Genomic DNA, 10,545 nt, shown 5'->3' on the forward strand with positions numbered 1-10,545 from the left:
TTTTTTAAAATTTCTAATTTTACTCAAAATTGCTTTAATTTAAGATATAATCACGCAAAAAAAGGAAAAAAATGAATCATTTGCTTTTTATTATAGGCGATAATATCATTATGAATGAAGATTATAAGGCCTATATTTTAAGAGTTTATAAGGATAAATTTAAAGAAGTAAATTCCATAAGAATGCAAAGTTCAAGCGATAAGGAATTGCCTTTTTTACTTGAAAAAATTAGCCTTGAATATGATTATATAACTATTTTTGTAGCAAATGAATATTATGCTGTGGTGGCTAAAATTCTAGCTACCTTGTGCGAGGACGTGCTTGTCTTAAAGGATGAAACCTTAGTGCCTGACAAGGCCTTTTATGATAAAAATAGCTTTGTTTGTGATTTTAAAGATTGTAAAATAAATTTAGTAAAAACTGATACTAAGGCTAAATTGCCAAAATTGCTTGGTGAGTTAAATTTAAATTTTTCTTATTTTTCCTTACTTGGCATAGATGAAGAAAGTGCTTTAATCTTACTTGAACCCTTAGCAAAATCCTATGAAATTGATATAAAATCCACTATGCTAACGGATAATTTAACTCTCATAAAAGCCTTTAGCTTACAATATGGCAAGATGGATGGCTTTTTAGCAAGTGTACAAAAGCTTTTTGATAAAAAATTTTTTAAAGGGAGTGACCCTATTAAATTTATAGTGGATAGGCTTTTAGAACGTAAAATAAAAGTTTCTTTTGTAGAAAGTTGTACTGGTGGGCTTTGTGCAAGTGAGCTTACTAAGATTGATGGGGTGAGTGAAATTTTTGAAGGTTCAATCATTACTTATTCAAATCGCTTAAAACACGAATGGGTAGGCGTTAGCAATGTGGTGCTTGAACAAGATGGAGAATATAGCGAAAAATGTATTTATTATATGTTAAAAGGGATTTTTAAGACTGCAAAACCTGATTTTGCCTTGGCTATTAGTGGGGTTACAGGGGATGAAAATGACAACAAAAATGGCAAAGACATTAAATCAGGTACAATTTATATAGGGGCAATGTTTAAAAATGGAACATATATACAAGAAGTTTTAAATCTTTGTGGAGATAGGGAATTTAAACGCAGACAGGCTATGCTTAAAGCCTTTTATCTTATGCCAAAATTAAGACCTGAACTCTTTGAACTTTAATTTTATTCTTTAAAAGCATAAAATTATTTTTTAAAAAAAATTTTCTAAATAATAAATTTTTATTGTATAATTTACTCGCATCTTAAATTTTAAAGGAGAACAAATGAAAAAAATTATTCTTGCATCTATGGCCGTGGCTAGCTTTTTATTGGCTGCAAATACTGAGGTTTTTGACCCAAAATCAGTAAAAGAACACATTGTAATCAAAATGGATTTACTTGGCAAAGATGGCAATAAAGCAGTTGGCGAAGTAGTTGCTATTAATACAAAATACGGAGTTGCATTCTTCCCTAACCTACATAGTTTAGAACCTGGCGTTCATGGTTTTCATGTGCATGAAAATGGAGATTGTGGGGCAAATGACAAAGGTTTAGGAATGAAAGCTGGAGGTCATTGGGACCCGGCAAAAACTACAAATCATTCTTTTACATGGGATGATAATGGACATAAGGGCGATTTACCTGCACTTTATGTAGATAAGGATGGAAAAGCAACTAATCCTGTATTATCACCAAAGATTAAAAATATCAGTGAGCTTAAAAATCTTTCTTTAATGGTTCATGTTGGAGGAGATAATCACAGCGACCACCCAGCAGCACTTGGCGGTGGCGGTGCTAGAATGGCTTGCGGTCTTATTAAATAACACTTCACAAAGGCTATTGCCTTTGTGGATTTTACTACGAATTTTTAAAAAAACTACTATTAATTTTTAAGTTTATATTTTTTATAATTTTGCCTAAAATTTTAATCTGTTAAAAAATTTATTACCCAAGTTTATGTTAGATTATGCTACTATCTCATTAAAACCTAAATTAGTTGCTTCTTTGTTGGTTAAATAATAAAGTAAATTGTATTTTTGACCATATTTACTTTTAGTTTGTTTTGCAAAACAAGGAATGTCAGAGTGTGTAATGGTTTTACGAACAAATAAAATATCATCAAAATCATCATTTAAAATTTTTTCTAAAATTTCACTTTTAAAACTTAAAAATTTTTTAATAGCTATTTTGTCCTTAATAGTGAAAATTGAAGCATATTCTTTATTTTTCATTATTTAACCTTGGTTATTTTTATATTTTTTATAAAAAATGATATTTTTGAAAAATTATAACAAATGAAAGTTTTAACAACAATATATTAATAAAAAATTAAAATTAATACTTAAATAAATTTTTTTTTAAATGCCTAAATTAAACCCTTTAAATGCTTAGTTTTATTATTGTGTAAAAGTAGAAAAAGATTATCAAAAATGTCAAATTTTAAAAATTTTTTAAAAAATCTTTTTGTATTATTTTAATCACAAACTTTTAAAGGAGAAAGAATGCTTACACAAGAAGTTATAAAATTGCTTAGTGAGCAAATTAACAAAGAACTTTACGCTGCAAATTTATATTTAAGTATGAGTTCTTGGTGCTATGAAAATAGTTATGATGGTGCGGGTTTATTTTTATTTGACCATGCACAAGAAGAAAGTGAGCATGCAAGAAAGCTAATTACTTATTTAAATGAGACAGATTCTCATGTTGAAATAGGTCAAGTAGAAAAACCTGAACAAAGTTTTAAATCCTTGCTTGATGTTTTTGAAAAAACTTATGCACACGAACAATTTATCACAAAATCGATAAATACACTAGTTGAGCATATGTTAGCAAATAAAGATTATTCAACCTTTAATTTTTTACAATGGTATGTTAGCGAACAACACGAAGAAGAAGCCCTTTTTAGAGGCATAGTTGATAAGATTAAGCTTATAGGCGATCAAAGCCATGGTGTTTATTTGGCCGATCAATACATTAAAGATATAGCATTATCTAAAAAATAACATTCGCCCTTAGGGGCGATTTTTTTGGATTTGAAGTGACTTATTTTTCATTAGAATTTAGCATATTGATGATTGCATTTTTTGCAATTTATTGGTTTTTTAAAGAAAGCTATAAGATACAAAATGTACTTATTTTATGTTTTTCTTATTTAATTTATACACTGATAAATCCTTATTTTTCATTGATTTTATTTGTTTATACCTTTTTTATACATTATTTTGCACTTTTAATTTTTGTGCGTAGAAAACGGCATATTTTTGCTACTTGTCTAGCCTTTGTTATCTTAAATTTATGTGTTTTTAAATATTATCCAAGTATTAGAAGTAGTGCTGAAAGTATACTTGATATCTTTGGCTTAGAATTTATAAGTGTAGATGTTATTTTACCTATAGGCATTAGTTTTTATACCTTTAATTCAATTACCTATCTTGTAAATGTTTATAAGTATCATCGTATTGAAAAATTTATTGATTTAGCAACCTATCTATCTTTTTTCCCAACTCTCATAGCAGGTCCTATTATAAGGAGTCATTATTTTTTCGAACAAGCATATAAATTAAGGGAATTTAAACACGCAAATTTAATTATTATCTTGCTTGTTTTTGGTATAGTTAAAAAGGTATTAATAGCAAATTATTTAGAACTTTACGCAAAAGATATTTTAAACTCACCTGCAAGTTATAATTTTGTAGAACTTTTAAGTGCTATTTATGCTTATTCTGTGCAACTTTATTGCGATTTTAGTGGTTATGTGGATTTAGTTTGTGCTTTTGCTTTAATGCTTGGCTTTGTCTTGCCACCAAATTTTAATATGCCTTATTTAGCTAAGAATTTAAAGGATTTTTGGGTAAGGTGGCATATTTCTTTAACCACTTTTATAAAAGATTATATTTATATTCCCTTAGGTGGTAGTAGAAAAGGCAAGGCTAGAATGTATGTAAACATCTTTATAGCTTTTATACTTTCTGGAATTTGGCATGGAAATACCATAAATTTCTTTATTTGGGGGCTTTTGCATGGCGTTGGCGTTGCTTTAATGCACTTACTTGCAGAAAAAAAGGTTAATCTTAGTAAAATTCCAGCCCTTGGTCGTTTTTTAACCGTAAATTTTGTATGCTTTGCTTGGATTTTCTTTTATTATGCTGATGTCTTTGATGCCTTTGCTTATATTAGTGCTTGTTATGATAATTTTTTAATGAAACCAGAATATAAAGATATTTATATACTTGTAAGCTTTGTTGTACTTTTTATGATTTATCCTTTATTTGTGAATTTTAGAAAGTATTGTGTTAAAATTTTAGACCTTACTCCTTTTGTGCTAAAGCCTTTTATAATAGCCTTTATATTACTTTTAGTCTTTGCCTTTATGCCAAATGGAATTCCACAATTTATTTATGCAGGATTTTGACATATGAAAGTGCTTAGATTTTTTATTTTTATGATTAGCGTTTTCATACTTGTTGTAGCAGTTATGAATCAAAGCATTAGCTCTTATATAGAACAAAAATACCATATTTCATATTATCCTCAAAATGATATCTTAAAAGAGGCAAATGCCTTTAAGATGAAACTTGAACAAATTCGTGCAATTTTAAGCAATGAGCCCTTATTTTTTAGCGATGATTTAAATGAAAGCGTTATTTTAGATGAAAGTGATTTAAATAAAAGCATAGTACCTGAAAAGATTGATGAGAAAAAAGATGAAGAAAGCGAAGAAGAAAAAAAGGAAGAAAGCAAACAAATTAACCTTGCTGATTTAAATATAATAGACCCAAAAGAAGGCGAGGAATTCCTTTTAATAGGTGATTCTTTAATGCAAGGTGTATCTATAGCTTTAAGTAGGGATTTAAGGAATTTAGGCTTTAATGTTACTGATTTAAGTAGGCAAAATACAGGACTTGCCTATAAATCATATTTTAACTGGGCAGAAGCAACTAAAAAAGCTTTTTTAGCTAATAAAAATATAAAATATCTAGTTATCTTACTTGGGGCAAATGACCCCTGGGATATAAAAAGGGACGGCATATTTAGGCATTTTAATACACCTGATTGGTTAGAAATTTATACTGAAAGGGTTGATGAGATTATACAAATTGCAAAGAAAAACAAGGCAAGGGTGCTTTGGTTTGAGGTACCTCCTGTAAAAAGTGATGATTTTGAACGAAAAATGCAGGTTTTAAATAGAATTTATGGAGAAGAGGTACTAAAAAATAAAGAAATTTTTATAAACACTCGCCAAGCCTTTGCAATTAATAATAAATTTTCAAGCTATATAAAAGATAATGATAACAAAAGCGTAAAGATGCGAACAGATGATGGTGTACACTTTACGCCAGCTGGTGGCAGGCAAATGTCTAGTTTGCTTTTAAAGCACATCAAAAACAAGGAAGTTAATGAAGAGTAAAATCTTCTTTTTTTTACTTTGTTTTTCTTGTATATTAAAAGCAGACATTATAGATGAAATGCTTGCAAAAACTAGAAATTATAGTGCTTTAAAAAATTATACCTCAAGTACTAATTTACAAACTATTAAAAAAAAGCTTAAGGCTAATAAAGATATTTATATACGCGTTTTTGGCGATTCTCATATGGCAGCTGATTTTTTTCCAAGTGTGGTTAGAAATGTCCTTTTTAAGCCAAATTCCGTAGGTTTTGCCTTTCCTATGCAACCAAAATATCAACAACATTTAAATATAAAATACACTTCAAAAGACTTTGAGCTTTTTAATTCTAGGGTACTTGCACAGCAAAATAAAGACTATGCAATGGGTGGGATTATCGCAAGTGCTACAAAAAAGGGGGCTAAGATTACTTTGGATACAGACGAGCTTTTAGGTTCAAAAAATTATAAGGTAGGCTTTGTTTTTAAGGCATTAAATAATAAAAACGCCTTTACTATCAAGGATGCAAATAATAAAACTTACGAACTTAAGGCTAAAAAAGAAAATCAATGGTTTTATAAGGCCTTTGATTTAAAATTTCCCTTGCAAATTACGGCCCTACAAGCTAGGGCAGAACTTGGGGGCTATTTTATACTAAGAGATAAAAATAATAAGGTCTTAGATACCATTGCTGTAAATGGGGCAAAAAGTGATTTATGGCTACAATGGAATGAAAAAATTTTAAACTCAGAGTTAAAACTTTTTAAAAATGATTTAATCATACTAGCCTATGGTTCAAATGATGCATTATCAGGAAATTTTGATAAGGTAAAATATAAGGCTAATCTTAAAAAATTTATAAAACTTTTAAAAAAACACAATAAAAACGCTACTATTATGATAATCTCACCTCCTACAACTACTCAAAAAAAGGGTAAAACCTATGAATTAAGTCCTGATTTTAAACTAGTTAGAGAATTAAACTATGAAGTAGCAAAGGAAGAAAAGGCAATTTTATTTGATATGCATAAATTTATGCAAGATAGTGGAGGTAAAAATTTTTGGATAGAACAAAAGCTTTCCTTAAAAGACGTGCACTTAAGTACAAAGGGCTATGAATTAATGGCTAAAAAATTTGTTTATGATTTTGAAAAATTAATGCGTTTAAACTAGTATAAATTTAAACATTGCTTGTAAAAAATATTGAAATTTTGTTAAATTTATATTCTAATATACAAATTTTTGTTATTATTAGTCAAAATCAATTAAGGATACAAAATGTTATTAAGCGAACGTTCTCTTGCCCTAGGCGAGTCTTTAACCCTTGCAGTTACAGCACTTGCTAGCGAATTAAAGGCTAAGGGTGAAGATATTATAAGTTTTTCAGCAGGTGAACCTGATTTTGATACACCTCAAATCATTAAAAATGCCGCCATAAAGGCTATTGAACAAGGTTGTAGTAAATATACAGTAGTTAGTGGAATGCCTCAAGTACTTGAAGCCGTGCAATATAAGCTAAAAAGGGACAATAAACTATCTTATGAAACTAGCGAGATTATTACAAATGTCGGGGCTAAGCATTCTTTGTTTGAGTGTATTGAGTGTTTAATTAATCATGGCGATGAAGTGATAATTCCAAGTCCTTATTGGGTTAGTTATCCTGAAATGGTAAAATTTGCAGGAGGTGTACCTGTTTTTATTGAAGGCAAGGAAGAAAATGGTTTTAAAATTACTGCCAGTGAGTTAAAACAAGCAATTACCCCAAAAACTAAAATTTTAATTTTAAACTCACCTTCTAACCCCGTAGGTTCAGTTTATAGCAAGGAAGAATTGCAAAACATAGCAAATGTTTTAAAGGATACTGATATTATCGTGTTAAGTGATGAAATGTATGAAAAGCTTGTTTATGATGATGTTAAATTTCAAGCCTTTGCAGCACTTAGTGAGGATGCTTTGCAAAGAAGTGTTACTATAAATGGACTTAGCAAATGTGGGGCTATGCCTGGTTGGCGTTTTGGTTATTTGGCAAGTAAAAATAAGGATTTAATCAAGGCTATTAAAAAAATGCAAGGGCAAAGTACTTCAAATATTTGTTCAATAGTCCAACATGCAGCCATTCCTGCACTAAAAGGAGAGTGCGATAAGGACATTGAATACATGAGACAGGCATTTAAAAATCGTCGTAATGTAGCCCTTAAAATGTTAGAAACTGTGCCAAAAATTAGCGTTTATAAGCCTCAAGGTGCCTTTTATTTGTTTATAAATATTTCAAAGATTCAAAAAGATAGCGTTGAGTTTTGTCGCTTACTTTTAGAAAAGAAAAAGGTAGCAGTAGTACCTGGTATAGGCTTTGGAATGGATGGATATTTTAGACTTTCTTATGCTACAAGTGATGAGTTGATTAAACAAGGTATTCAAAGAATCAAAGAATTTATAATGGAATTTTAAAATCTTAATTTGGAGAATTTAAGCTTAGATATTTGCTATCTTTTTTAAGTTCTTCAAATTTATTTGCAAATTCTTGCCTTAAATTATCGTTTAATTCTTCTGCATTTTGTATAAATTCATTTATTAAATTTTCTAGGTTTTGAAAAAACTCAAATAACTCACTTTGCCAGATATTATCATTTTTCTTGCTTAAATTCATTGTTTGAATAAAGGTTAATTTTCTACTTAAATCCCCTAATTTTTCTAAGAATATATCCTTATCATCTTCATTTATTAATTTTAATTCTTCTTTTTCTATTTTAGTTCTTAAATCTATTATTTTTTCATCTATATAATCGCAAAATTTAGGATAGATATCAACTTTTATAGGACTTGCAATTTCTTGTTCATCGGCTATTAATGCTACTTTTTTCACACCAAAATAAAGCACTAAAAAGGCTAGGGCACTGATTAATAAATAAAGACTCATTTTTATTCCTTGTAAATTTTTTATACAAACCTTGTCTTAGACAAGGTTTGTAAGCTTAATTTAATGCTTTTTTAATGATTTTACTAAGACAATCATTAAAATTTGCAGGGTCACTAATGCCCATACCCTCGCTTAATTTTGCCATATTGAGCACTAAAATAGCAATATCACTTATAAAGGCTTCATTATTTTTAAGACCTGCGTAAATTGCGTGATTTGGGTTAAGTTCTAAGATAGGCTTTATATTTTGTTCTTGCCCCATTTGCTTTAAAATTTGTTGCATTGCAAAATCAGGTTGATTTTTATCATAAACAATACAGCTAGCACTTTCTTGAAGTCTAGTTGTAAGCCTTACATCCTCAACTTCATCCTTTAAAATTTCTTTAAATTTAGCCACAATCGTGCCAAATTCTTGTTTTTTCTCATCGCTTACTTCTTCATTACTTTCAAGTTGATTAATAGAACTAAATTTAAGCCCTTCAAATTCATTTAAACTAGGCATTATGATAGGGTCAATCTCATCATCAAGTAAGAGTACTTCTATATTTTTTTGTTTGTATTCTTCAAGAAGTGGAGAATTTTTTAACAAGGACTCGTTATTGCCCGTGATATAAAAAATTTCTTTTTGTCCTTCACTAATATCGTTTTTATACTCACTAAGAGAACGCAAATTCTCGCTTTTTGTGCTTTTAAAAAGCATTAATTTTAATAAAAGTTCTTTATTATCCCCAAAGCCATAAAGCCCTTCTTTAAGCACTTTGCCAAAAATTTTAAAGAAAGTCGTATATTTTTCTAAGTCATTATTTTTCATCTTTTCAAGTTCGTTTAAAATCTTTTTAGTACTTGCTTCCTTTACTATTTTTAGAATTTGATTTTCTTGTAAAATTTCACGACTAACATTAAGTGGTAAGTCCTCAACGTCTACAATCCCACGTACAAAACGCAAATAAGTAGGTAAAAGTTCCTTATCATCATCGCTTATAAAAACGCGTTTTACATAAAGTTTTAAGCCACTTTGATAATCTACCTTATAAAGGTCAAATGGGGCGTTTTGTGGTATGAAAAATAGGGTATTATACTCAACCTTACCCTCGCTTTTTGTATGTATATAAAGGGTTGGCTTGTTGCTATCGTGAAAATTTTGTTCGTAAAATCTTTCATAGTCTTCTGTTTTTAAGCTTGATTTTTGCATTCTCCATAAAGCACTTGCCTTGTTAATCTGGGCTATGACTTGTTCTGTTTTGCCCTCGTCCTTTTCATCTTTTCCTGGTATATATTCTTCTTTTTGCATAAAAATAGGAAATTGAATGTGATTTGAATATTTTTCTATTATACTTTCAATTCTGTATTGATTTAAGAACTCATCGTCTTTTAAATGCAAACTTATTTGAGTACCCTGCCCATCTTTTGTGCTTTCTTCTATCTCGTACCCACTTGCATCAGAAGTCCATAAATACGCCTTTTCATCAAGGGCTTTTTTGCTTAAAACATCTATTTTGTCAGCCACCATAAAGGCAGAATAAAAACCTACGCCAAATTGACCAATGAGCTGAGAGTCCTTTTTTGCATCTCCACTTAATTTTTCTACAAAGCTTTTTGTGCCACTTTTTGCAATGGTACCAAGGTGATTTATCAAATCATCCCTATCCATACCTATACCATTATCGCTAATTATAAGTAATTTTTTATCTTTATCTAAACTAATATCAATGCGAGGGTTAAAGTCCATTTTTTTATATGCATCATCGCTTACACATAAAAAATTTAATTTATCCAAGGCATCGCTTGCATTTGATATTAATTCTCTTAAAAAAATTTCTTTATTTGAATATAAAGAATGTATCATAAGTTGTAGAAGTTGATTTACCTCTGTTTGAAACTGCATTATTTATCCTTTTGAAAATTTTTTTCTTATTTTAATAAAATTTGATTAATAAAAATTTATTATATTTGAAAGGTATTTTTGTAATGCAAATCTAAATTAGATTTGCATTTTTAAATTTACTTCTTACTAAACAAAGCTATAAAGTATCAGTTGCACCAAGTGATACTAGGCTTTGTTCGTATGCATTTTGTAAGATATCATTATCTATAAATTTACCCCATTTTTTGTCCTACTGGTAGATTTTTAGAAAGCCAGTAAAGGGTATTTGATAAAGGATATCTTTGTATACATTTTACAAATTATACCTTTAAACCAGCCTTTATACCAAGCATTTTTAGGGTATGAGGACTATAAAGATACAAATGCG

10 protein-coding genes are annotated in these 10,545 nt (G+C 29.3%); 7 read left to right on the forward strand and 3 right to left on the reverse strand.

Annotated features, from left to right (window positions below; genetic code table 11):
• Nucleotides 1–71 precede the first annotated feature (71 nt).
• Nucleotides 72–1,172, forward strand: coding sequence for a CinA family protein (locus tag FMM56_RS06965; protein WP_150141495.1), 1,101 nt, complete (start codon nt 72–74; stop codon nt 1,170–1,172).
• A gap of 103 nt (nt 1,173–1,275) precedes the next feature.
• Nucleotides 1,276–1,815, forward strand: a complete 540-nt coding sequence (locus FMM56_RS06970; RefSeq protein WP_150141493.1) for a superoxide dismutase family protein — start codon at nt 1,276–1,278, stop codon at nt 1,813–1,815.
• A 141-nt stretch (nt 1,816–1,956) separates the two neighbouring features.
• Here FMM56_RS06970 and FMM56_RS06975 read toward each other — a convergent pair whose 3' ends face one another.
• Nucleotides 1,957–2,223, reverse strand: a complete 267-nt coding sequence (locus tag FMM56_RS06975; protein ID WP_150141492.1) for a hypothetical protein — start codon at nt 2,221–2,223, stop codon at nt 1,957–1,959.
• Nucleotides 2,224–2,493: 270 nt separating this feature from the next.
• Here FMM56_RS06975 and FMM56_RS06980 point away from each other — a divergent pair, with 270 nt between their 5' ends.
• The 5 genes from FMM56_RS06980 to FMM56_RS07000 all read left to right on the forward strand — a co-directional run bounded on the left by FMM56_RS06980 (nt 2,494) and on the right by FMM56_RS07000 (nt 7,824).
• Nucleotides 2,494–2,994: a ferritin gene (locus FMM56_RS06980; RefSeq protein ID WP_150141490.1), complete on the forward strand. Its 501-nt coding sequence runs from the start codon at nt 2,494–2,496 to the stop codon at nt 2,992–2,994.
• A 35-nt stretch (nt 2,995–3,029) separates the two neighbouring features.
• Complete coding sequence (locus FMM56_RS06985) at nt 3,030–4,403, forward strand: MBOAT family O-acyltransferase (protein WP_150141488.1); 1,374 nt, start codon at nt 3,030–3,032, stop codon at nt 4,401–4,403.
• A gap of 3 nt (nt 4,404–4,406) precedes the next feature.
• On the forward strand, nt 4,407–5,399 hold the full coding sequence (locus tag FMM56_RS06990; RefSeq protein ID WP_150141486.1) for a GDSL-type esterase/lipase family protein: 993 nt from the start codon (nt 4,407–4,409) through the stop codon (nt 5,397–5,399).
• The gene (locus tag FMM56_RS06995) at nt 5,389–6,549 is read left to right on the forward strand and encodes a GDSL-type esterase/lipase family protein (protein WP_150141484.1); all 1,161 of its coding nucleotides are present in this window, start codon (nt 5,389–5,391) and stop codon (nt 6,547–6,549) included. Before FMM56_RS06990 ends, FMM56_RS06995 begins: the two co-directional genes overlap by 11 nt.
• Nucleotides 6,550–6,654: 105 nt before the next feature.
• The gene (locus tag FMM56_RS07000; RefSeq protein WP_150208174.1) at nt 6,655–7,824 is read left to right on the forward strand and encodes a pyridoxal phosphate-dependent aminotransferase; all 1,170 of its coding nucleotides are present in this window, start codon (nt 6,655–6,657) and stop codon (nt 7,822–7,824) included.
• Nucleotides 7,825–7,828: 4 nt separating this feature from the next.
• Here the strand turns inward: FMM56_RS07000 and FMM56_RS07005 are convergent, their stop codons facing one another.
• Entirely contained in the window at nt 7,829–8,293 is a 465-nt protein-coding gene (locus FMM56_RS07005) for a hypothetical protein (RefSeq protein WP_150141480.1), read from the reverse strand.
• Between the two features lie 55 nt (nt 8,294–8,348).
• Nucleotides 8,349–10,178, reverse strand: a complete 1,830-nt coding sequence (gene htpG / locus FMM56_RS07010; protein ID WP_150141478.1) for a molecular chaperone HtpG — start codon at nt 10,176–10,178, stop codon at nt 8,349–8,351.
• Nucleotides 10,179–10,545: the final 367 nt, after the last annotated feature.

It is taken from the genome of Campylobacter sp. LR264d, from assembly GCF_008633895.1.
Taxonomy (GTDB): domain Bacteria; phylum Campylobacterota; class Campylobacteria; order Campylobacterales; family Campylobacteraceae; genus Campylobacter_D.

Excerpts from the sequence above, each read along its gene's own strand:
- FMM56_RS07000 (WP_150208174.1), top strand. The coding sequence starts at position 6,655 with ATGTTATTAAGCGAACGTTCTCTTGCCCTAGGCGAGTCTTTAACCCTT.
- FMM56_RS06980 (WP_150141490.1), top strand. The coding sequence starts at position 2,494 with ATGCTTACACAAGAAGTTATAAAATTGCTTAGTGAGCAAATTAACAAA.
- FMM56_RS06995 (WP_150141484.1), top strand. The coding sequence starts at position 5,389 with ATGAAGAGTAAAATCTTCTTTTTTTTACTTTGTTTTTCTTGTATATTA.
- FMM56_RS07005 (WP_150141480.1), bottom strand. The coding sequence starts at position 8,293 with ATGAGTCTTTATTTATTAATCAGTGCCCTAGCCTTTTTAGTGCTTTAT.
- FMM56_RS06965 (WP_150141495.1), top strand. The coding sequence starts at position 72 with ATGAATCATTTGCTTTTTATTATAGGCGATAATATCATTATGAATGAA.
- FMM56_RS06975 (WP_150141492.1), bottom strand. The coding sequence starts at position 2,223 with ATGAAAAATAAAGAATATGCTTCAATTTTCACTATTAAGGACAAAATA.
- FMM56_RS06990 (WP_150141486.1), top strand. The coding sequence starts at position 4,407 with ATGAAAGTGCTTAGATTTTTTATTTTTATGATTAGCGTTTTCATACTT.
- htpG (WP_150141478.1), bottom strand. The coding sequence starts at position 10,178 with ATGCAGTTTCAAACAGAGGTAAATCAACTTCTACAACTTATGATACAT.
- FMM56_RS06970 (WP_150141493.1), top strand. The coding sequence starts at position 1,276 with ATGAAAAAAATTATTCTTGCATCTATGGCCGTGGCTAGCTTTTTATTG.